The organism is Lysobacter silvisoli (assembly GCF_003382365.1).
Classification (GTDB): Bacteria; Pseudomonadota; Gammaproteobacteria; order Xanthomonadales; family Xanthomonadaceae; genus Lysobacter; species Lysobacter silvisoli.
Window position 1 is genome coordinate 777,494 of sequence record NZ_QTSU01000001.1, and the last position, 22,107, is coordinate 799,600.

Here is a 22,107-nt window from a genome sequence, read left to right on the forward strand (position 1 = left end):
GCGCATTCTAGGCCCTTGCGGCCGGCGCGTCCGGCCGGATGCGCGGACGGGCCGGGGTTTGGGCCAAGATGGCGGCATGAGCGCGCACGATTCCCACGCCGACGACGATGGCATCGCCGCCAGCCGCCTGCAGCTGCCACCCGGGCCATGGGTCAGCCTGCTCGATGGCCTGTGCGCGCGTTTCCCCGCGATCTCGCGCGAACGCTGGCTGGACCGCTTCGCGCACGGGCGCGTGCTCGACGCGCAGCGGCGCCCGCTGAGCGCCGATGCGCCGTATCGGGTCGGCATGGAGATCCTGTACTACCGCGCGATCGCACAGGAGGCGGCGATCCCGTTCCAGGAGCGTGTGCTGTTGCGTGACGAGCACCTGCTGGTGGTGGACAAGCCGCATTTCCTGCCGGTCACGCCGTCGGGCGGTTTCGTGGCCGAAACCCTGCTGGCCAGGCTGCGACGGCGCTACGGCGAGACCGACCTGGCCCCCTTGCACCGGCTCGATCGCGGCACCGCCGGGCTGGTGCTGTTCTCGCGCGAGCCGGCCACGCGCGCCGCGTATCAGGCGCTGTTCCGCGAGCGCCGCATCGTCAAGCGCTATGAAGCCCTGGCCGCTCCGCTGCCGGAGTTGCGGTTTCCGCTGCTCAGGCGCAGCCGGCTGGCACGCGGCGAACCGTTCTTCCGCATGCGCGAGGTCGAGGGCGAGCCGAACAGCGAGACCGCGATCGACGTCATCGAGCGTGGCGAGCCAGCCTGGCGCTATGCGCTGGCGCCGGTCAGCGGCCGCAAGCACCAACTGCGCGTGCATATGGCCGCGCTGGGGGCGCCCATCCTCAACGATCCTTATTACCCGCTCGCGGAACCGCAGGCGCCCGACGACTACGCGCGGCCGCTGAAACTGCTGGCACGCTCGCTGTCGTTCGCCGACCCGCTCAGCGGCGAGGAACGGCAATTCGAGAGCGGCTTGTCGTTGTGATCAGGCTGCAAGCGCGACGGCCGCCGACAGCGCAGGCCGCCGCCACGCGATCGCTCACACCCACTCGCGCGAGGGCAGGGTGTAGCGGCGCTGCGGGCGCCCGACCAGGTCCAGGAAGTTGTTGAACACCGCGTCGGCGCGCTGCTGCATGGCGGCGATGTGTTCGGCGGTCTGCGCGCGGATCGCCGCTTCGCTGGTGTCCTGGCCCAGTTCGGCCAGTTCGCGCTGGTAGGCCGGGTTGGCCAGCCAGCGCTCGATCAGCGGCACGTCCATTTCCAGATGGAATTGGAAGCCGTAGGCGTTGTCGCCCCAGCGGAAGGCCTGCTGTTCGCAGCTGTCGGTGCGGGCGAGGTGGACCGCGCCCTGCGGCACCTCGAAACTGTAGCGGTGCCATTGGAACACCGGCGCGCTGTGCGCCAGCGGCGCCAGTACCGGGTCCTGCGCGCCGTGCTCGGTGGCGTGCAACGGGTACCAGCCGATCTCCGGGCGGTGATGCTTGCGCACCGGCGCGCCCAGCACGTGGGCGAGCAGCTGCGCGCCCAGGCAGATGCCGAGCACGGGCTTGCCCTGTTCCAGCATGCGTTCGATCGCCAGCAGCTCGGTGCGCAGGTGCGGGCGCTGGGCCTGGTCTTCCACGTTCATCGGCCCGCCCAGCACGATCAGGCCGCGGTAACGGTCGACGTTGGGCTGGGCGTCGGGATCGCGCTCGAAATTGCTGAAGCGGACGCGGTGGCCGCGACGGCGGATCAGCGGGTCCAGCGTGCCCAGCGGCTCGGCGGCGACGTGTTGGAAAACCAGGATGCGGGGCATGGGCGGGCGGTGGCGCGGCTTACGCTGGCGACTATGCCAAAGGCGGGTGCGCTGTGGGCGTGCCCGGCTTATGACTTCTGGTTAGCAGTTCGACTGCAGCGGAAACAGCCCCTCTCCCGCGTGCGGGAGAGGGGTTGGGGTGAGGGCGCGCGGGGTCGCAAACTTGCGCCGTAGACCACATGTCGTGCGCCCTCATCCGCCCTTCGGGCACCTTCTCCCGCCAGCGGGAGAAGGGAAACGACGGCTCAGCGCGGATCGCGCGGCTTGAACGGCTTGCGCGGGCCGGCGCCGTGCGGCTTGCCGCCCGGGCGCGGGCCGCCGGGGCCGCGCGGCGGACCGGACGGACGGCGGCCGCGGCCGCCTTCGGCGTCGCCGGGGCCGGCGCGCTGGATGCGCAGGGCCTGGCCGGCCACGCGCACCTTCTTCAGGTGTTCCATCAGTTCGCGCGGCATGCCTTCGGGCAGGTCGATCAGGCTGTACTCGTCGCGGATATCGATACGGCCGATGTAGCGGCTTTCCAGGTCGGCCTCGTTGGCGATCGCGCCGACGATGTTGCCTGGCTGCACGCCGTGGGCGTGGCCGACCTCGATGCGGAAGGTCTCCATGCCGAATTCGTGCTCGCGCGGCGCGCGCTCGGGAGCGCGTTCGCTGCGCTCGCGGCGCGGTGCGGGCGCCGCGTCGTCCTCGAACATGGATTCGGCGGCGTTGAGCGAACGTTCGGCCGAGGGCGGGGTGTACTGGCGCTGCTCGTGCCGCGGCGGCGGCGGGCTGCGTTCGGCGGGCGCGCTGTCGCGGGCCGGGCGCTCGTACTCGGCGCGGCGGTGCGAGCCGGCATTGGCGGCGTTGTCGCGGCGGCCGCTGTCGGGGCGGCGCTCGTTGCGCTCGCGGTAGTTGTCGCGCTCGCGGCCACGAGCCTCATGAAAGCCGGCCTCGCGCGGGCGCTCGGCCGGCGCGGTCAGCAGCAGCGGGTTGTCGCCTTGGACCAGACGCGCCAGGGCCGCGGCGATTTCCACCGCCGGCACGTTGCGCTCGCGCTCGTAGCGTTCCACCAGGTCGCGGAACAGGCTCAGGTCGGCGCCTTCCAGCGCCTCGGCGATGCGGCCCAGGAAACGGTTCACGCGCTGCTCGTTGACCGTCTCGACGCTGGGCAGCTCCATCGGCTCGATCGGCTGGCGCGTGGCGCGTTCGATCGCGCGCAGCATGCCGCGCTCGCGCGGGGTCACGAACAGGATCGCCTCGCCCTTGCGCCCGGCGCGGCCGGTGCGGCCGATGCGGTGCACGTAGCTTTCGGTGTCGTAGGGGATGTCGAAGTTCAGCACGTGGCTGATGCGCTCCACGTCCAGGCCGCGCGCGGCCACGTCGGTGGCCACCAGCACGTCGATCTTGCCGTCCTTGAGCTGCTGGATGGTCTTCTCGCGCTGCGCCTGCTGCACGTCGCCGTTGATCGCTGCGGCCGACACGCCGCGCGCGGACAGTTTCTCGGCCAGTTCCTCGGTGCCCAGCTTGGTGCGCGCGAACACGATCATCGCGTCGAAGGGCTCGGCCTCGATGATGCGGGTGATCGCGTCGAGCTTGTGCACGCCGCTGACCGCCCAGTAGCGCTGGCGGATGTTGGCGGCGGTGGCGGTCTTGGCCTTGATCGCCACTTCGACCGGGTTTTTCAGGTAGGTCTGGGCGATGCGCTTGATCGGCGCCGGCATGGTGGCCGAGAACAGCGCCACCTGGCGCGTTTCCGGGGTCTTCTTCAGCACCGTCTCGACGTCGTCGATGAAGCCCATGCGCAGCATTTCGTCGGCTTCGTCCAGGACCAGGCAGCGCAGCTGCGACAGGTCCAGCGAACCGCGTTCGAGGTGGTCGATGACCCGGCCCGGGGTGCCCACCACCACCTGCACGCCGCGCTTGAGCGCCTGCAGCTGCGGGTAGTAGCTCTGGCCGCCGTAGATCGGCAGCACGTGGAAGCCGGGCAGGTGGCTGGCGTACTTCTGGAAGGCCTCGGCGACCTGGATCGCCAGTTCACGGGTCGGCGCCAGCACCAGCGCCTGCGGCGCGGCCTGGGCGGCGTCGATACGGGCCAGGATCGGCAGGGCGAAGGCGGCGGTCTTGCCGGTGCCGGTCTGGGCCTGGCCGAGCATGTCGCGGCCTTCCAGCAGCGGCGGGATGGTGGCGGCCTGGATCGGCGAGGGCGACTCGTAACCGACGTCGGCCAAGGCCCGCAGCAGCGGCTCGGGCAGGGCCAGGTCGGTGAATTTCAGGGACGGGGTATCGGAAGCGGAGGGCGTCTCGGCGCTCATGGGGCGGCTCGGCAGCGCCGGCGGAGGCCGGTCGGAAGACCGCATAGTGTACCGGACCGGGGTGGAGCACCGGCTCGGGGAGGCGGGCGAAGCTGAATATTTGCGGGGTTTTTGAGCCTGTTGTAACGGAGCGCCCCGGATTTGCGCGGTATTTGCAGCAGCGCCGTCGCGGCTCACGCCGCTCCTACCCCAAGGCAATGGGCGCTGCGGCCTTTACCGCCGGGTGTCGTGCTCGACCTTGCCGTCCTTCATCACGAACTCGACCCGCTTGAGCACGGTCACGTCCTGCAGCGGGTCGCCCGAGACCGCGATCAGGTCGGCGCGCTTGCCCGGCTCCAGGCTGCCGACCTGGTCGGCCAGGCCCAGCAGGTCGGCGGCGTTGACCGTGGCCGCCTGCAGCGCCTGCGCCGAGGTCATGCCGTGGGCCACCATCAGTTCGAACTCGTCGGCGTTGCGGCCGTGCAGGCTCACGCCGGCATCGGTGCCGAAGGCGATCCTGACCCCGGCGGGCACCGCGTGCTCCAGCGATTTGCCGGTGATGCCGATGCGCCATTCGATCTTGGCCCGGACCTCGCCGGTGTAGGCGCCCGGGTTGCGCGCCAGGCGCTCCTTGTAGCCGTTGACCGTGGACAGGGTGGGCACGTAGTAGGCGCCGGTCTTGCGGAACAGGGCCAGGCTGGCGTCGTCGAGCAGGGTGCCGTGCTCGATCGAGTCGGCGCCGGCGCGCAGGGCCACGGCGATGCCGTCGGCGCCGTGCGCGTGCACCGCGACCTTCTTGCCGTACAGGTGCGCGGTTTCGACGATGGCGCGGGCCTCGTCGTCGAACATCTGCTGGCCCAGGCCGGCGCCGATGCGGCTGTTGACGCCGCCGGTGGTGGCGATCTTGATCACGTCCACGCCGCGCGCGACCTGGCGCCGCACCGCGCGGCGGCAGTCGTCCACGCCGTCGCAGGTGTTGCCGTGCGCCGACAGCGCCTCGTGCAGGTCCTCGCGGAAGCCCAGGGTCGGGTCCATGTGGCCGGCGGTGGTGGAGATGGAATTGCCGGCATCGACGATGCGCGGGCCGGGCAGCTTGCCCGCCGCCACCGCGTCGCGCAGGGCCAGGGTCACGCCGCCGTCGTCGCCCAGGTTGCGCACCGTGGTGAAGCCGGCGTGCAGGGTCTTGCGCGCGTTCACCGCGGCTTCGTAGGCGTTGGCCGCGTCGCTGTTCTCGATGCCGGCGATGCGGCCTTCCAGGCCGGCCTTGTCCGAGATCAGGTGTACGTGGCAGTCGATCAGGCCGGGCAGCACGTAGCGGTCGCGCAGGTCGAGCACCGTCGCGTTCGCGGGCACGCCTTCGAACGCGGTCGCGGCCAGGTGGCCGTCGCGCACCGCTTCGACCTTGCCCGCGCGCAGCAGCAGGGTGCTGGCGCCGCGCGGCGCATGGCCGGGGCGGTCGAGCAGATGGCCGGCGTGGACCAGGGTCCAGTCGGCGGTCTGCGCGGCGGCGGCCAGCGGCAGCAGGCAGAGCAGGGCGGGCAGCAGGCGGCGGCGCAACGCGGTCATCGGCGGTACTCGGTGGCGGCGGACCACCGCAGCATACCCGGCGACGTGGCTGGAGACGGTTTGCCGAAGCGGGCGGGGATCGTCAGCGCCGCCGCGCCAGCCAGCGGTCGAGCTGGTTGGCGAAGGCCTGGCGGTCGCGGGCGTGGAACACCGGCGGGCCGCCGGTCTGCACCCCGGCGCCGCGCAGCTCGTCCATGAAATTGCGCATGGACAGGCGCTGGGCGATGTTGTCGGCGGTGTAGAGGTCTCCGCGCGGGTTCAGCGCGATCGCCCCGCGCTCCAGCACCAGGGCCGCCAGCGGGATGTCCTGGGTCACCACCAGGTCGCCGGCGGCCACGCGTTGCACGATCTCGTTGTCGGCCACGTCCAGCCCCGAGGGGACCTGGATCGCGCGCACGTAGCGCGAACCGGGCGTGCGCAGCCATTGGTTGGCCACCAGGGTCACCTGGATGCGCGCGCGTTCGGCGGCGCGGAACAGGATCTCGCGGATCACGCCGGGGCAGGCGTCGGCGTCGACCCAGATCTGCGGTTCGGGGGAGAGGGCGGATTCCATCGTCGCGCAGTCTAGGCGATGCGCCCGCTACCATGGGCGCTCCCCATCGCCGGCTGCGCCATGATCCGCGTCCACCACCTCAACAATTCCCGCTCGCAGCGCGTGCTGTGGCTGCTGGAGGAGCTGCAGCTGCCGTACGAGATCGTCGCCTACCAGCGCGACCCGCGCACGCTGCTGGCGCCGCCGGAGCTGCGCCAGGTCCACCCGCTGGGCAAGTCGCCGGTGCTGGAAGACGGCGGCCTGATGCTGGCCGAGTCCGCGGCGATCCTGGAATACCTGGCCGAGCGCTACGACGGCGCGCACGCGCTGTCGCCGCCGCCGCAACCGGTGGACGGGCCCGAGCGCCTGCGCTGCCGCTACTGGCTGCACTACGCCGAAGGCTCGGCGATGCCGCCGCTGCTGCTGAGCCTGGTGTTCGCGCGCCTGCGCAAGGCGCCGATGCCGTTCTTCGCCAAGCCCGTGGCCCGCGGCATCGCCGACAAGGCCATGGCCGCCTTCGTCGGCCCGCAGCTCAAGCTGCACCTGGACTACATCGAAGCCGAACTGGGCCGGCATGCCTGGTTCGCCGGCGAGCGCTTCACCGTCGCCGACATCCAGATGAGCTTCCCGGTGGAGGCGGCGGTCGCGCGCGCCGGCGGCGAGCGCCCGCACATGCGCGCGTTCCTGGAACGCATCCACGCGCGGCCGGCGTACCAGCGCGCGCTGCAGCGCGGCGGCCCGTTCGCGGTGGCCGGCTGAGCCATGCTTTCCTTCGCCTTCGACAACGCCTACGTGCGCGAACTGCCCGGCGATCCGGAGCCGGGGCCGGGCGTGCGCCAGGTCCACGGTGCGCTGTATTCGAAGGTGGCGCCCACGCCGGTCGCCGCGCCCGTGCTGCTCGCGCATTCGGCCGAGATGGCCGCGGCCTTGGGCATTGCCGAAGCCGACGTGCACACGCCGTTGTTCGCCCAGGTGTTCGGCGGCAATGCGCTGCTGCCGGGTATGGAGCCGTATGCCGGCAACTACGGCGGCCACCAGTTCGGTCACTGGGCCGGGCAGCTCGGCGACGGCCGCGCGATTTCGCTGGGCGAAGCGGTCGTCGCCGGCGGCGCGCGCTGGGAGCTGCAGCTCAAGGGCGCCGGGCCCACGCCGTACTCGCGCAGCGCCGACGGCCGCGCGGTGCTGCGCTCCTCGATCCGCGAGTTCCTGTGCAGCGAGGCCATGCACCACCTGGGCGTGCCGACCACGCGCGCACTGAGCCTGGTCGGCACCGGCGAAGCGGTGGTGCGCGACATGTTCTACGACGGCCACCCCAGGGCCGAGCCCGGCGCCGTGGTCTGCCGGGTCGCGCCCTCGTTCCTGCGCTTCGGCCATTTCGAACTGCCGGCTTCGCGCGGCGATACCGACCTGCTGCGCCGGCTGACCGACTTCTGCATCCGCCGCGACTTTCCGCACCTCACCGGCGAGGGTGAGGCCCTGCACGCGGCCTGGTTCGCAGAGATCTGCGAGCGCACCGCGGTGCTGATGGCGCATTGGATGCGGGTGGGCTTCGTGCACGGCGTGATGAACACCGACAACCTGTCCGTGCTGGGCCTGACCATCGACTACGGCCCCTATGGCTGGATCGACGACTACGACCCGGACTGGACGCCCAACACCACCGACGCCGGCGGCCGCCGCTACCGCTACGGCACCCAGCCGCAGGTGGCGTACTGGAATCTGTCGCGCCTGGCCGGTGCGCTGTCGCCGCTGTTCGCCGACGTGGCGCCCTTGCAGGACGGCCTGCGCCGCTACGTCGAGGCCTGGACCGCGGCCGAGCGCGACAGCGCCGCGCGCAAGCTGGGCCTGGCCGAGTGCCGCGATGAAGACCTGGCGCTGATGGACGAGCTGCGCGCGCTGCTGCAGGCGGGCGAGGTCGACATGACCCTGTGGTTCCGCGCGCTGGACGGCATCGATCCCGCGCAACCGACGTTGGCGCCGTTCGAGCACGCCTTCTACGACCCAGCCCGCCGCGCCGGTGCCGAGGCGGGGCTGCTGGCCTGGCTCGCTCGTTACGCCGCGCGCCTGGGCCAGGACCCGCTGCCGGCCGCGCAGCGGCACGAGCGCATGCGCGCGGCCAACCCGCGCTACGTGCTGCGCAACTACCTGGCGCAAGAGGCGATCGACCGCGCCGAGGCCGGCGACCTGGGCGGGGTGCACGAACTGCAAGAGGTGATGCGCCGTCCCTACGACGACCAGCCCGGCCGCGAGGCCTATGCCCGCCGCCGCCCGGATTGGGCGCGCGACAAGGCCGGCTGTTCGATGCTGTCCTGCAGTTCCTGACTGGACGAACCGCTTTGGGGTAGGAGCGGCGTGAGCCGCGATCGCGCCGCTCCGACCACGACACGCTCGCGGCTCACGCCGCTCCTACCCCAAGGCAAAACCGCAAGGCAGAACGCGGCGGCCGGCTACAATAGCGGGATGCCCCTGATCACCCTGCAAAACGTCGACTACAGCGTCGGCGGCCCGCTGCTGCTGGAAAACGTAGCCCTGACCATCGACGCCGGCGAGCGCATCGCCCTGATCGGCCGCAACGGCGCCGGCAAGTCCACCCTGATGCGCCTGCTCGCCGGCGAGCTGCAGCCCGACGACGGCGAGATTCGCCGCGAGGGCGGCGTGCGCGTGGCTCGGCTGGAACAAGAGGTGCCGCACGGCGCCGGCGGCACCGTGTTCGACGTGGTCGCCGGCGGCCTGGGCGAGCTGGGCGCCTGGCTGGCGCGCTACCACCACCTGCTGCACGAGCCCGAACTGGACACCGACGCCCTGGCCCAGGTGCAGGCCAGGATCGAGGCCGCGCACGGCTGGAGCGCCGACCAGCGCGTGGTCGAAACCCTGGGCCGGCTGGACCTGGACGGCGAGGCCGAGTTCGAGCGCCTGTCCGGCGGTCTCAAGCGCCGCGTGCTGCTGGCGCGCGCGCTGGTGTCGGCGCCGGACCTGCTGCTGCTGGACGAACCGACCAACCACCTCGACATCGCCGCCATCGACTGGCTGGAAGGCTTCCTCAAGGGCTGGAACGGCGCGCTGGTGTTCGTGACCCACGACCGCCGCTTCCTGCGCGCGCTGGCCAACCGCATCGTCGAGATCGACCGCGGCCAGGTCACCAGCTGGCCGGGCGACTGGGAGAACTATCAGCGCCGCCGCGAGGAGCGGCTGAACGCGGAGGCGCAGGAAAACGCGCGCTTCGACAAGCTGCTGGCGCAGGAAGAGGTGTGGATCCGCCAGGGCATCAAGGCCCGCCGCACCCGCGACGAAGGCCGCGTGCGCCGGCTCAAGGCCATGCGCGTGGAGCGCGCCGCGCGCCGCGACCTGACCGGCAACGTGCGCATGGATTTCGCCCAGGCCGAGTCCTCGGGCAAGAAGGTGGTCGAGGCCAAGGACGTGGATTTCGCCTATGCCGACCGCCCGCTGGTGCGCGACCTGTCGACCACGATCTTCCGCGGCGACCGCATCGGCCTGATCGGCCCCAACGGCAGCGGCAAGACCACCCTGATCAAGCTGCTGCTGGGCCAGCTCGCGCCCGATCGCGGCGAGGTCAAGCTGGGCAGCAACCTGCAGGTCGCCTATTTCGACCAGTACCGCGCGACCCTGCGCGAGGACTGGAACGCGCTGGAGAACGTGGCCGAAGGCCGCGACTTCGTCGAGGTCGGCGGCAAGCAGAAGCACGTGATCGGCTACCTGCAGGATTTCCTGTTCACCCCCGAACGCGCGCGCGCGCCGATCACCCGTTTGTCCGGCGGCGAGCGCAACCGGCTGCTGCTGGCCAAGCTGTTCGCGCAGCCGTCCAACCTGTTGGTGATGGACGAACCCACCAACGACCTGGACGTGGAAACGCTGGAGCTGCTGGAAGAGCTGCTCGGCGATTACCCGGGCACCTTGCTGCTGGTCAGCCACGACCGCGACTTCCTCGACAACGTGGTCACCTCGACCCTGGTGATGCAGGACGGCCAAGAGGGGCGCGTGGGCGAATACGTGGGCGGCTACAGCGATTGGCTGCGCCAGCGTGCGCCGCCGGCCGCGGCGACGGGCGCGAGCAAGATCGCCGCCGCCACAGCGCCCGCCGCCCGCGCCGAACCGGCTCCGGCCGCGGCACCCGCCGCGCCCAAGCGCAAGCTCAGCTACAAGGACGCGCGCGAGCTGGAGCAGCTGCCGGCGCTGATCGAAACGCTGGAAGCGCGCGTGGCCGAGTTGACCGCGCAGATGAACGAGCCCGCGTTCTATCAGCGCGACGCGGCGGCGATGGCCGCGCACACCGCGCAACTGGCCAAGACCCAGGCCGAGTTGGACCACGCCTACGCGCGTTGGAGCGAGCTGGAAGGCTAAGGGTTCGCCAAGGGCGCCAGGCCCCGTAACCGCCCAACGCCAAGATCAAATGGCCCGGCCCCAACTTCCGTCCCTTGCACGCGCCGGCGACGCGGTCCCTAATCGCAGCCAAGGCCGATACGGCCGGCGAGGGGAGCGGACACCATGCGGGCAATCATGACGACGGCAGCGATCGCGCTGGCGCTGGCCGGGCTGCCGGCCGCGGCGGCAGTCAAGGACGCGGCCAAGGACGGGTTCACCGTCGAGAACGAGCAGTTCGTACCGGTCGATGCCGCCACCGCCTGGAAGGCCTTGGTCGAGGACGTCGACCAGTGGTGGCCCAAGGACCACACCTGGTGGGGCAAGGCCTCCAAGCTCAGCATCGATGCGCGCGCCGGCGGCTGCTTCTGCGAGATCGGCGGCGCCCAGCAGGCGCAGCACATGACGGTGGGCTTCGTCGATCCGGGCAAGACCTTGCGCCTGCTCGGCGGCCTGGGCCCGCTGCAGGGCATGGGCCTGAGCGGCGCGGCGGAGTTCCGCCTGTCGCCGGCCGAGGGCGGCGGCACCCGCATCGTGCTGTTCTACCGCGCCGGCGGCTACACGCCCGACGATCTGAGCAAGTTCGCACCGGTGGTGGATCAGGTCATGGGCCTGCAGTTGCGCGGTCTGGCCGAACACCTGCGCAAGCCCGGCACCGCAGGCGCGCGCAAGTGAATCCCAGCGGCGCCGCCTATCGCACCCGGCATGCGCGCGGCGCCACGCTGGCCACGCACCGCCATCGCGCGCCGTACGCGGCGCTGGTGCTGGACGGCGACTACACCGAATCCAGCCTGGACGGCCCGCTGCCATGCCGCCCCGGCACCCTGGTGCTGCACCCGGCCTACCACGCGCACGGCGACCGCTTTGGCGGGCTCGGCGCCAGCGCGGTCAACATCGAGCTGACCGAAGTCGGCTTCGACCTGTCCGCCAGCGCCTGGCAGGTGCACGACCTGCGCGAAGCGGTGGAGGTGTTCGAACGCTGCCCGCAGCGCTTGTCGGAATTGCTGGCTTGCGCCAGCCCGCAGGCCGCGGCCGAGCCGCCCGATTGGCAGGGCGAGCTGCTGCGCCGCATGGCCGATTCCGAACAGGACATCGCGCTGCTGGCGCGCGGACTGGGCGTGTCGGCCGAGCATGCCAGCCGCGCGCTCAGCCGCAGCTACGGCATGTCGCCGCGTGCCCTGCGCCGCGAAGCGCGCTGGCGCCGCGCCCTCAACCTGCTCGGCGGCGCGTTGCCGCTGGCGGAGGTGGCCGTGGCGGCGGGCTTCGCCGACCAGAGCCACCTGCACCGCGTGGTGGTCGCCCATGCCGGCTGCACGCCGGCGCGGCTGCGGCGGCAGATCAAGTGCGTACAAGACCGGGCGATCGGCGCCGCGGCCTAATCGCTCCAACGCGCCCCCGCGCCTCTGGAGCCTCCGCGATGAAAACCCCTCTGCCGCTCGCTGCGGCCGCCTTGCCCGTGTTGTTGGCCTTGGCACTCAGCGCCGCCGCCGCGGCCCCCGCTGTGGAGCCCACGCCCAGCGGCCCGCTCGCCGCCAAGGCCGTGAGCGAAGCCTTGGGCTCGGCCTTGCGCGCCGACGTGCCGACCGCGCTGACGGCTTTGAAGGCCGCGCCGGCCGAACAGTTCAACGCCAAGGACATCGCGTTTCGCAGCTGCATGATCGAACGTCATGAACGGACCTCGCCGCCGGCGCCGGTCGGCGAGACCGACGATCCGCTGGCGCGCAAGGTGCTCGATCTCTATCAGAACTACTGGTGGCACGCGGTGCGCGATCCGGCCGGGCGCCCGGCCCGCGACGCGCAACTCAAGGCCGACCTGGCCGCGACGATCGGCGAGAAACCGCCGGCCGACGGCGACGAGGCCTTCGACGCCCTGACCGAACGCATCAACGTCAAGCTGCGCGCGGCCGGCATGCATCCGCTGCAGGGCCGCACGCCGCCGCTGTACGACTTCATGGTGTGGCGCCAGCAGGAAGAACGCGACTACACCGTCGCGCTGCCCGGCGGCGAGCAGCAGCCGGTCAAGGTGTTCGTGATGGACGACTGGCTCAGCCGCGGCTGGAGCCATTACACCGCTTGCAGCTACACCGGCGCGGCCGGCTGGGCCAACGAACAGGGCCTGTTCGCGGTGCGTTCGGCCTACGGCGACTTGCAGGGCGAGGACTTCAAGGTCAGTTTCCTGGGCCACGAATCCCAGCATTACGCCGACCTCAAGCGTTGGCCCGACATGCCGCCGTGGACGCTGGAGTACCGCGCCAAGCTGGTCGAACTGGCCCTGGCCGACGAAACCCGGATCAAGTTGCTGGACCGCTTCTACCGCAGCCAGGACGACGAGCCCGATCACCCGCACCCGTATGCGAACAAACGCGTGATCGCCGCCGTGCTGGCCCGACTCGGTCAGCCGGCCAGCGCCGACCTGCGCCAGGCCGATCCCGAGGCGGTGCGCCGCGCGGCGCGCGAGGTGCTGATCGAGGACAGCCGCAAGCGCCAGGCCGAAACGCCGGCCGCGGCGCCCAAGGCCTGAATAGGCCTGAATAGGTTCCGCTCCGCGGGCGCTACACTGCCGGCATGCAACAGAATTTGTTCGACGCGGCGCCCGCGGCTTCCACCGATATCCACCGTTTGTTCTTCGCCCTGCTGCCCGATGCGGCGACGCGAGCGCGCATCGCCGACCAGGCCTCGGCCCTGCGCGATCGCCACCAGGCCGGCGGCCGCCTGATCGGCGCGCACCGCTATCACCTGACCCTGCAGTTTCTCGGCGACGCCGACCGTTTCGACGAGCAGCGCGCGCAGGCGGCGCAAACCGCCGGCGCCGGTGTGGTCGCCAGCGCGTTCGATCTGCCGCTGGATCGAGCCGGCAGCTTCCGCAACCGCTCGATCCCGTGGTGGCTGGGCTGCGAGCGCACCCCGCCGCAGCTGCAGGCGCTGTGGGAGCGGCTGGGCCTGGCCCTGGCCAAGCGCGGCGTGCGGGTGGAAGGCGGGTCCGCCCTGACCCCGCACGTGACCATCGTTCGCGACGCGGCCGGCGCGCTGCATCCGCCGGTCGGGATCGAGCCGATTCTCTGGCGGGTGCGCGATTTCGCCCTGATCCACAGCCAGCTCGGCAGCCGCAACGCCTACACCGTGCTCGGGCAGTGGCCTTTGGCGCGGTGACCGGACCACAATGGCGGCGTCCTCGCTGGGGCTGCCGCCATGGTCCAGACCGATCCGCGCATCGACGCCTACATCGCCCGGGCCGCCGAGTTCGCCCGGCCCATCCTCGAACACCTGCGCGGCGTGGTCCGCCAGGCCTGCCCCCAGGCCGAGGAAACCCTGAAGTGGGGCATGCCCACCTTCACCTACCAGGGCAAGATCCTGTGCGGCATGGCCGCGTTCAAGCAGCACGCCAGCTTCGGCTTCTGGCAGGGTGCCAACATCGTCGGCCCCGACGGCGCGCAAGGCGACGAGGCCATGGGCCAGTTCGGCCGCCTGACCCGCGTGGCCGACCTGCCGGGCAAGCGCGTGCTCAGCGGCTACGTGAAGCAGGCGATGGCGCTGATTGACGCCGGCGCGACCCGACCGGGGGCCAAGCGCGGCGCGCCCAAGCCGCCGCTGGAGGTGCCGGCCGACCTGGCCGCGGCGCTGAAGAAGAACGCCGCCGCACGCAAGACCTTCGAGGCATTCCCGCCCAGCCACCGCCGCGAGTACGTGGAATGGCTGACCGAGGCCAAGCGCGAGGCGACCCGGCTCAAGCGCCTGCAACAGACGCTGGAATGGCTGGCCGAAGGCAAGCCGCGCAACTGGAAGTACATGGGCACCTGAGTTCGGGCGCTACCCGCCGGCTCAGCGTGGCCGCTGGTCTTGATTGCGCGGCAGCAGGCGCAGCCGCGCCTGCATGCCGTAATGGTCCGAGGCCCAGACGCCGTCGGCATCGGGCCGGTCGAACAGGCGCCGGGCGTCGACGACGGCGAACGCGCGCGGATCGAACCAGATGTGGTCGATGCGCAGCGGCGCGTACTGTTTGAGGTTGAGCGTGCTGTGCTCGCGCGCGTCGTCGGCGATGCCGGGGTGGCGCGCGCCGTAGGCGTTGCGGTAACGCGCGGCCAGTCCGGCGAATTCCGGTGCGTGCTCGCCGGCGTTGAAGTCGCCGACGATCAGGGTCGGCGTGCCGTCCTGGTTCGCGTCGATGCGCGCGAGCAGGTCGGTCACCTGGCGGCGGCGGATGTCGCCGCCCTCGGGCTTGTAGTGCAGATGGGTGGCGTACACGTCCACCGCACGCTGGCCGATGGCGATGCGGGCGTGGGCGACGGTGCGGTAATCGTCGGCCGGCTGCAGCGGCGCCCAGTCCAGCGCCAGCATCGGCCGGCGGCTGAGAATGGCGTTGCCGTAGCGGCGCGGCGCGTCGGCGGCGTCCACGCTGCTGAAATAGGCGCGGTAGCCCAGCGCGTCGGCCAATTGCTGGGCCTGGTTGGGCAGGGTTTCGTGCTGCAGCACTTCCTGCAGCGCGATCACGTCCGGCTTCAGCCGGCGCAGCTCGGTCACGATCTGGCGCTTGCGCGCCGGCCAGTCGCTCTTGTCGTGCCAGAGGTTGAGGCTGACCACCGTGACCTCGCCGTCGGCGGCCTGCGCCACCGGCGCCGCCCAACCGGCGGCGACGGCCAGAAACAGCGCGGCGAGCGAACGGCGCAGCATGCTCAGCGCGGCACGGTGGCGGTGCGCAGCACCGGGTAGAGCCGGTAGCCCTGGTCCCAGGACGAATGACGGCGGTAGAAGAACTCCAGCCGCGCCTGCGAGTTCTGGGCGAAGGCTGCATCGTCCTTGAGCTTGCGCTCGAACTCGGCCTTGAGCTTGGGATCGGCGGCGAGCATCTCCCGCGCCACTTCCTCGGCCACGTAGTCCTCCATGTATTCCTTGCGCTCGAAGGCGTTGTTGAACTCGCCCCAGGCGGCCAGCGCGTCGGGCGCCTGCGGTTCCAGCAGGGCCATGGCCAGCCGCGCCTTGGGCTGGGCGATGGGCACGAACAGCGCGCCGGCGGCCAGGTCGCGCTGCTCGGGCTTCCAGCTGCCGGCCAGGGTCAGGCGCTGGTGGCCCTCCACCGACTGCGCACCGAACTCGGCCTGGTCGGCGCGGAAGGCTTCCACCCGCGCGTGCACCATCGCGCCGTCCAGGCGGCGGTAGCGCACGCCGTGGGTGTCGAGCTTGGCCGCGACCCAGTCGGCGTGCGCGGCCGGTACCAGGTAGCCGCCGCGCGGCGCCTTGATGCTGAGGCTGGGCTGCACGTCGTCCTTCATCGGCAGGTTCCAGATCTGCGGCACGTTCTCGTCGTAGCGCGTCATCAGCGCGCCGGAGATGTCCGAGGGCGTGCGCGTATAGGCATAGCCGCGGAAGGCCACGGTGCGTACGCGCTCGCCGGCGCGGTAGTCCAGGGCCACGTTCTGGCCGCCGAGCTTGGCCGAACGCTGGTCGGCCGCGGCCGCCTCGCGCTGCCAGGCCGTGCCTTGCGCGGCCACCAGTTCGAGCACATCGACGATGGTGTTGCGGGTGATGCGCACGCGGGTCGGGTAGTCCTTCCACGAATGCGTTTCCACCAGCATGCCCAGGCGGTTGCGCAGCTGGAAATAGCCGTGCGAGAAGCGCGGCGGCGCCACGCCGTCCTCGAAGCCGGATTCGGGTTCGTCGTTGCGCACGAAGGAGGGGTAGTAAGGCAGCGGCAGCGAGCCCTGGGTGGCCAGGCGCGCGATGGTGCCGTCGCGCAGCGCGGTGCCGGCCTTGCGCAGGGCGGCGTCGCCCGAGCGCACCGGTTCGACCTGGATCGACACGTCGTGCTCGAACTTGGCGCCGTCGGTCACGTGCAGGTCCACGTACACCAGCGGGTCCCAGGCGCCGACCAGCTTGAGCATGGCCTGCATCTCGGCGGTGTCGGCCTTGAGGTAGTCGCGGTTGAGGTTGTAGTTTTGCGCCGTGGTGCGCCAGCCCATTTCCTCCGGCCCGCGCTGGTTGGGACGGTTCCAGCGGCCGTAGCGCTCGTGGCCGTCGACGTTGAACACCGGCACGAACAGCAGCACCTGCTTGGCCAGCGCGCCGGGCGCGGCTTCGCCGTTCAGGGCCTGGCGCAGGGCCAGGAAGCCGGCGTCCTTGCCGTCGATCTCGCCCGAATGGATGCCGCCCTGGATCAGGGTCACCGGCAGGCCGCGCTCGCGCGCCGCTTCGGGGGTGAACGCGCCGGCGGCCGAGACCACCAGCGCCTTCATCGGCCGGCCCTCGGGCGAGGTGCCGAAGTCGATGCAGCGGACCTGCTGCGGATAGCGCAACTCGTAGGCCGCGCACAGCGCGATCACCTCGTCGTAGCGGCCGGTCTTGAGGAACCCGCTGCGCTCGGCCACGGTGCTGAGGCTGTCGTCGGCGGCGTAGGCGGCGGGCAGGGCGGTGGCGAGAGCGGCGGCGAGCAGAAGTCGGCGGATCATGCGTGGGTCTCCGGGGTCTGCCCGCATGGTAGCGAAGCCTCGCCGCCACGACTGTGCCCGGCTTGCACACTGCTGACAGCCCGCGGCAGCACCGCCGCGCACCACGCGGCTGCGTACGGCGCCGGCGCCGGCGTAGACTGCGCCGCCGTCCACCGGAAAAACCCACGCATGTACGCGCTCTACTATTCGCCCGGCGCCGCCAGCCTGGTCGTGCACTGGCTGCTGATCGAACTGGACGCGCCGCACGAGCTGCGCCTGACCGACATCGCCAGCGGCGCGCACAAGACGCCCGAGTACCTGGCGCTGAATCCGGAAGGCCGCATTCCCACCCTCGTCGTGGACGACGAGCCGCTGTGCGAAACCGCGGCGCTGTTGCTGCTGCTCGGCGACCGCCACCCCGAATCCGGTTTCGCCCCGGCGCCGACCGATCCGCGCCGCGGCGCCTATTACCAGTGGATGCTGTACCTGGCCAACGCGGTGCAGTCGCCGCTGCGGCTGTGGTGGTACCCCAGCGACCTGGGCGCGGCCGATCCCGAAGCGGTGCGCGCCGCGGTGCGCGAGCGGGTGGAATCGGCCTGGCAGCGCATCGACGCGCACCTGGCCGCGCACGGGCCGTACCTGCTGGGCGAGGGCCCGGGCATCGTCGATTTCTACCTGACCATGCTGATGCGCTGGACCCGCAACATGCCGCGCCCCGGCCACGACTGGCCGCACCTGGCCGAACTGGCGCGGCGGATGAAGGCGCGGCCTTCGTTCCGCACCCTGTACGAGCGCGAAGGCCTGACCGAGTGGGCTTGAGCCACTTTTGGTTCCCCCTTTCTTGAGGGAGGCAAGGGGGGATTTGCTGTTGCTGTTGCTTATCCCTTGAGCCCCAAAAAGCGAATCCCCCTCAATCTCCCTCAACAAAGGGGAAGACAAAAGGGGCGGCGACTTTGCCATTCCTGCCTTCCCAGCCCCGGCCCGACGCGGCCCAGGCGACCGGCCGGCGGCGGCGATCGGTTAGGCTAGGCGGACCGTCACCGCAGGACCGACCGTAGATGAGCTCAGCCGCCACCGTGCCCGCCGATGCGCAAGGCAAGATGCCGCGCCAGATCGCCTACATCATCGGCAACGAGGCGGCCGAGCGCTTCAGCTTCTACGGCATGCGCAACATCCTGACCGCGTTCCTGGTCGGGACCCTGCTGATGGCCTCCACCGGCGATCTGGCCGAGCGCGAGCGCATGGCCAAGGACGTGTTTCACACGTTCATGATCGGCACCTACTTCTTCCCGCTGCTGGGCGGCTGGCTGGCCGACCGCTACTTCGGCAAGTACAACACCGTCATCTGGTTCTCGCTGGTCTACTGCGCCGGCCATGCCTGCCTGGCGCTGTTCGAGCACAGCCAGACCGGCTTCTACACCGGCCTGTTCCTGATCGCCTTCGGCGCCGGCGGCATCAAACCGCTGGTGGTGTCGTTCTGCGGCGACCAGTTCGACCAGAGCAACAAGCACAAAGCCAAGCTGGTGTTCGACGCGTTCTATTGGACGATCAACTTCGGCTCGCTGTTCGCGTCCCTGCTGATGCCGATCTTCCTGCGCGAGTACGGCCCGGCCGTGGCCTTCGGCATTCCCGGCGCGCTGATGTTCCTGGCCACCTTCATCTTCTGGCTGGGCCGCAAGCGCTACGTGATGGTGCCGCCCACTCGCAACGCGCCCGATCCGCATTCGTTCTTCAACGTCGCCCGCACCGCGCTCGGCGCCAAGGTCGCGGGGCAGGGCAACCCCGGCGTGGCCGTGGCCGCGTTGGGTGTGGCCCTGGCCGCCGGCGCGCTGGCGCTGATTCCGCTGATGGGCTTCGTCAAGAGCGCCTGCCTGGCGCTGGGCCTGCTGATCGGCTTCGGCGGCTACGGCGTGTCGCTGCAACTGGAGCGCGCGCGCGGCATCCACCCGGACGATGCGGTGAACGGCGTGCGCGCGGTGCTGCGCATCCTGATCGTGTTCGCCTTCGTCACCCCGTTCTGGTCGCTGTTCGACCAGAAGGCCTCGACCTGGGTGCTGCAGGGCCAGAAGATGGTGGTGCCCACCGACCTGTGGTGGTGGCCGACCTGGCTGATCTCGGGCGAGGGCGGGGCCAAGGCGGCCGCCTCGCAGATGCAGGCGATCAACCCGCTGCTGGTGATGCTGCTGATCCCGTTCAACAACCTGGTCCTGTACCCGGCGCTGCGCAAGATCGGCTTCAACCCCACGCCGCTGCGGCGCATGGGGTTCGGCATCGCCATCTCCGGCCTGTCCTGGATCGTGGCGGCGGTGCTGCAGCTGTACATGGACGCCGGCCACCCGATGTCGCTGGCCTGGCAGATCGTGCCCTACATCCTGCTGACCTTCGGCGAAGTGCTGGTGTCGGCCACCGCGCTGGAGTTCGCCTATAGCCAGGCGCCGCAGTCGATGAAGGGCGTGATCATGGCGCTGTGGTACCTGACCAGCACCTTCGGCAACCTGTGGGTCATGCTGACCAACGCCGCGGTGCGCAACCAGGCGGTGACCTCGCAGATCGCCGCCACCGGCCTGAGCGAGAACGCGTTCCTGATGTTCTTCTTCGCCGGCTTCGCCTTCGTCGCGGCGGCCGCGTTCGGCTTATACGCCAGACGCTACCCGATGCAGGACCACTACCGAATCGCCTGAGCGCCGCCCCGATGCTGACCCTGATCCTGATCGCCGTGACCGTGCTGGTGTCGTGGCAGGCGTTCAACAAGCCCAAGCTGCTGCACCGGCTGATCCTGTGGCCGCCGGCGGTGGAACGCCAGCGCCAGTACGAACGCCTGCTGACCCACGGCTTCATCCACGCCGACTGGCAGCACCTGCTGTTCAACATGATCACGCTGTATTTCTTCGGCCGCCTGATCGAACAGGTGCTGGCGCAGATGATCGGCCCGCTGGGCTTCGTGTTCTTCTATCTGACCGCGATCGTGGTGGCGATCCTGCCGACCTACCTGCGCCACCGCAACGACGCCAACTACAGCAGCCTGGGCGCGTCCGGCGGCGTCTCGGCGGTGCTGTTCGCCTACATCCTGCTGCAGCCGTGGACGCTGATCTTCATCCCGATCCCGGTGCCGGCGGTGCTCTACGCGGTGGGCTACGTGGGCTATTCGTTCTGGATGGACCGCCGCGGCGGCGACAACGTCAACCACAGCGCGCACCTGTCGGGCGCGATCTACGGCGTGCTGTTCATGCTGCTGATGGAGCCGCGCTTGGGCGGCTATTTCCTGCAGCAGCTAACGAGCCCCAACTTTCGTTGATCGCGCCCGGCCCCTAGAACGGGTGCGGGCGGGGCGGGCTCAGGCGGCCCAGCGGTTCTCGATGCGCGGGGCGGCTTCCAGCTCCGGAATGGTCTCGCCGTAGGCCTCGGCCAGGCGGCCGTAGATGGCGGCGTCGAGTTGCATCATTTCCAGGGCGTCGCCGTCGCCGGCGCGGACCAGATCGTACATGCGGGTGACCAGGGCAGCGTCGCTGACGGCGGTCATGGGCAGGTTCATGGACATGCGCCTTCTCCTCTTGCTCTTTCCCCTTCGGTAACGGAAACAACGCAGAAAGCGTGCCAGGGTTTGTGGCCTCTATCACCCCAAAAATGTGACGCAAGGTGTCAAGGCTGGCCCTGCCGGGGCCGGGCGGGCCTGACGTGCAGGGGCGGGCGGCCTGGCTGCGCTCACCCGGCTTGAATGCCGGCCGTGCTACCACCGACACAGCGGCGGCCGGCGGCCGCCGCACCCCCGCAGACGTCACAGGAGGCAAGGCATGGCGACCAAGAAAGCCGCCAAGACCCCGAAACGGACCCCCGCCGCGGCCAAGCCGGCCGCGCGCAAGACCGCCAAGGCGGCCAAGAAGACCGTCGCCAAGCAGGCGACGGCCAAGAAAGCCGTGGTGAAGAAGACGGCACCCAAGAAGGCCGCGCCCAAGAAGGCGGCCGGCAAATCGGCCACCGCCAAGAAGGCGGCGCCCAAGAAGGTCGCGGTCAAGAAGGTCGCTCCCAAGAAGACCACGCCCAAGAAGACCGCTCCCAAGAAGACCGCTTCCAAGAAGACCGCTTCCAAGAAGACCGCGGTGAAGAAGGCCGCCACGAAGCAGCCCGCCGCCAAGCAGGTCGCGGCCAAGAAACCCAGCCCCAAGCAAGCCGCGGTCAAGAAGGCAGCCGCCCAGCGGCCGATCCTCAGGCAGGAGGCCCCCAAGGCGTTGGCCCGCAAGCCGGGAGCGGCCGAGAACGTCGCGGCCAAGCAGGTAGGCGGCGCTCAATCCGCCCCGTCAGCTACGAGCAAACCGTCGCCGACGAAACCTCAGGCGGCTGCCAAGCGCCGTACCGCCGCGCAGCCCAAGACCGCGCCCGCGGCCACCCCGGCCCTGGCGGTCAGCACGGTCGGCGCGCGCAAACCGGCCGCACGCGCACCGGCGGAAAAGCCGGCGGCCGCCGCCTCGCCGCCCTCCGCCGCGGCCGCTCCGCGCGAGTCGCCGCCGGCCGAGACCGATGGGGACGAGCAGGGCCATGCGATCACGCCCGAGCAGGCCCTGGCCAACACCCGGCAGTTGCTCGAAGCCAAGCAGGAACGCGACCGCCAGCCCGCCGCCTGGCAGCAACTGGACCCGGGCCACGGCCAGGTGCCGCGCGATGGGCCGCAGTCGCCGTCGGCCGCGGCCAAGGCCGAGGAGCTGCACGCCGGCGAGAGCCGCATGCAGGCGATCCAGGGCAGCATCGGCACCCAGGATCGACATAACCAGGGCAAGCGCGATAATCGCTGAACCCACGCGCCGGAGGCCTGTGCCTCCGGCGTCCCCCCGACCAGGACCGTCCATGCCCAGCATCCACCACGACGCCCACACCGGCCGCTACTCGACCACCGTCGACGGCGAAATCGCCTACCTCGACACCCGGCTGGAAGGCGAGCGCCTGGTCATCACCCATACCTGGGTGCCGGAGGCGATCGGCGGCCGCGGCATCGCCGCCGAACTGGTCCGGGCGGCGTTCGAGTACGCGCGCGCGGCCGGGCTCAAGGTGCGGCCGGCCTGCTCCTACGCCGCGGCCTGGGCCGAGCGCCACCCGGAGTTTTCGGACGTGCTGGGCTGAACCCGCGCCGCCGCCGGGCGCCGCCACCGCTGCAAGCCCGGCCAAGGTGTGACA

General features: G+C 70.9%; 21 protein-coding genes. 14 read left to right on the top strand and 7 right to left on the bottom strand.

Annotation, left to right across the window (positions count from 1 at the left end):
* Positions 1-76: 76 nt before the first annotated feature.
* Positions 77-967 (top strand): pseudouridine synthase, encoded by an 891-nt coding sequence (locus DX914_RS03635; protein WP_115857690.1) that lies wholly within the window; start codon positions 77-79, stop codon positions 965-967.
* A 54-nt stretch (positions 968-1,021) separates the two neighbouring features.
* Here the strand turns inward: DX914_RS03635 and DX914_RS03640 are convergent, their stop codons facing one another.
* The 4 genes from DX914_RS03640 to DX914_RS03655 all read right to left on the bottom strand — a co-directional run bounded on the left by DX914_RS03640 (position 1,022) and on the right by DX914_RS03655 (position 6,166).
* Entirely contained in the window at positions 1,022-1,777 is a 756-nt protein-coding gene (locus DX914_RS03640; protein ID WP_115857691.1) for a type 1 glutamine amidotransferase, read from the bottom strand.
* 245 nt (positions 1,778-2,022) lie between these two features.
* Positions 2,023-4,068 (bottom strand): DEAD/DEAH box helicase, encoded by a 2,046-nt coding sequence (locus DX914_RS03645; protein ID WP_115857692.1) that lies wholly within the window; start codon positions 4,066-4,068, stop codon positions 2,023-2,025.
* 213 nt (positions 4,069-4,281) lie between these two features.
* Positions 4,282-5,613: a metal-dependent hydrolase family protein gene (locus tag DX914_RS03650; RefSeq protein ID WP_115857693.1), complete on the bottom strand. Its 1,332-nt coding sequence runs from the start codon at positions 5,611-5,613 to the stop codon at positions 4,282-4,284.
* 82 nt (positions 5,614-5,695) lie between these two features.
* Complete coding sequence (locus tag DX914_RS03655) at positions 5,696-6,166, bottom strand: YaiI/YqxD family protein (protein ID WP_115857694.1); 471 nt, start codon at positions 6,164-6,166, stop codon at positions 5,696-5,698.
* Positions 6,167-6,226: 60 nt separating this feature from the next.
* Here DX914_RS03655 and DX914_RS03660 point away from each other — a divergent pair, with 60 nt between their 5' ends.
* The 8 genes from DX914_RS03660 to DX914_RS03695 all read left to right on the top strand — a co-directional run bounded on the left by DX914_RS03660 (position 6,227) and on the right by DX914_RS03695 (position 14,320).
* Positions 6,227-6,904, top strand: coding sequence for a glutathione S-transferase (locus DX914_RS03660; RefSeq protein ID WP_115857695.1), 678 nt, complete (start codon positions 6,227-6,229; stop codon positions 6,902-6,904).
* Between the two features lie 3 nt (positions 6,905-6,907).
* Entirely contained in the window at positions 6,908-8,467 is a 1,560-nt protein-coding gene (locus DX914_RS03665) for a protein adenylyltransferase SelO (protein ID WP_115857696.1), read from the top strand.
* Positions 8,468-8,605: 138 nt separating this feature from the next.
* A complete protein-coding gene (locus DX914_RS03670) occupies positions 8,606-10,504 on the top strand; it encodes an ATP-binding cassette domain-containing protein (RefSeq protein WP_115857697.1) in 1,899 nt (632 codons plus the stop codon).
* Between the two features lie 156 nt (positions 10,505-10,660).
* Entirely contained in the window at positions 10,661-11,197 is a 537-nt protein-coding gene (locus tag DX914_RS03675; RefSeq protein WP_231118133.1) for an SRPBCC family protein, read from the top strand.
* Positions 11,194-11,901 carry a helix-turn-helix domain-containing protein gene (locus DX914_RS03680; protein WP_115857699.1) on the top strand — a complete coding sequence of 236 codons (708 nt, stop codon included), beginning with the start codon at positions 11,194-11,196 and terminating at the stop codon, positions 11,899-11,901. The genes DX914_RS03675 and DX914_RS03680 overlap by 4 nt, the downstream gene beginning before the upstream one ends.
* Positions 11,902-11,939: 38 nt before the next feature.
* Positions 11,940-13,043 (top strand): hypothetical protein, encoded by a 1,104-nt coding sequence (locus DX914_RS03685; RefSeq protein ID WP_115857700.1) that lies wholly within the window; start codon positions 11,940-11,942, stop codon positions 13,041-13,043.
* Positions 13,044-13,087: 44 nt separating this feature from the next.
* On the top strand, positions 13,088-13,672 hold the full coding sequence (gene thpR, locus DX914_RS03690; RefSeq protein ID WP_115857701.1) for an RNA 2',3'-cyclic phosphodiesterase: 585 nt from the start codon (positions 13,088-13,090) through the stop codon (positions 13,670-13,672).
* A 39-nt stretch (positions 13,673-13,711) separates the two neighbouring features.
* Entirely contained in the window at positions 13,712-14,320 is a 609-nt protein-coding gene (locus tag DX914_RS03695) for a YdeI/OmpD-associated family protein (protein WP_115857702.1), read from the top strand.
* A 21-nt stretch (positions 14,321-14,341) separates the two neighbouring features.
* On the opposite strand, the gene DX914_RS03700 is transcribed toward DX914_RS03695, so the two are convergent.
* Together DX914_RS03700 and DX914_RS03705 are read right to left on the bottom strand one after the other, a co-directional pair.
* Positions 14,342-15,190, bottom strand: coding sequence for an endonuclease/exonuclease/phosphatase family protein (locus DX914_RS03700; RefSeq protein WP_115857703.1), 849 nt, complete (start codon positions 15,188-15,190; stop codon positions 14,342-14,344).
* Positions 15,191-15,192: 2 nt separating this feature from the next.
* A complete protein-coding gene (locus DX914_RS03705) occupies positions 15,193-16,962 on the bottom strand; it encodes a M14 family metallopeptidase (protein ID WP_115857704.1) in 1,770 nt (589 codons plus the stop codon).
* Between the two features lie 168 nt (positions 16,963-17,130).
* On the opposite strand from DX914_RS03705, the gene DX914_RS03710 reads away from it, so the two are divergent.
* From DX914_RS03710 to DX914_RS03720, 3 genes are all read left to right on the top strand, one after another.
* On the top strand, positions 17,131-17,760 hold the full coding sequence (locus DX914_RS03710) for a glutathione S-transferase family protein (protein WP_115857705.1): 630 nt from the start codon (positions 17,131-17,133) through the stop codon (positions 17,758-17,760).
* Positions 17,761-17,999: 239 nt separating this feature from the next.
* Positions 18,000-19,622 (top strand): POT-type proton-dependent oligopeptide transporter, encoded by a 1,623-nt coding sequence (locus DX914_RS03715; protein ID WP_115857706.1) that lies wholly within the window; start codon positions 18,000-18,002, stop codon positions 19,620-19,622.
* Between the two features lie 11 nt (positions 19,623-19,633).
* Entirely contained in the window at positions 19,634-20,236 is a 603-nt protein-coding gene (locus DX914_RS03720; RefSeq protein WP_115857707.1) for a rhomboid family intramembrane serine protease, read from the top strand.
* A 39-nt stretch (positions 20,237-20,275) separates the two neighbouring features.
* On the opposite strand, the gene DX914_RS03725 is transcribed toward DX914_RS03720, so the two are convergent.
* Positions 20,276-20,479 (bottom strand): hypothetical protein, encoded by a 204-nt coding sequence (locus DX914_RS03725; RefSeq protein WP_115857708.1) that lies wholly within the window; start codon positions 20,477-20,479, stop codon positions 20,276-20,278.
* 253 nt (positions 20,480-20,732) lie between these two features.
* Between DX914_RS03725 and DX914_RS20755 the strand changes: the two genes are divergently transcribed.
* Positions 20,733-21,728, top strand: coding sequence for a hypothetical protein (locus DX914_RS20755; RefSeq protein ID WP_196778814.1), 996 nt, complete (start codon positions 20,733-20,735; stop codon positions 21,726-21,728).
* Between the two features lie 52 nt (positions 21,729-21,780).
* Positions 21,781-22,053: a GNAT family N-acetyltransferase gene (locus tag DX914_RS03735; protein WP_115857709.1), complete on the top strand. Its 273-nt coding sequence runs from the start codon at positions 21,781-21,783 to the stop codon at positions 22,051-22,053.
* The last annotated feature ends 54 nt before the right edge of the window (positions 22,054-22,107 follow it).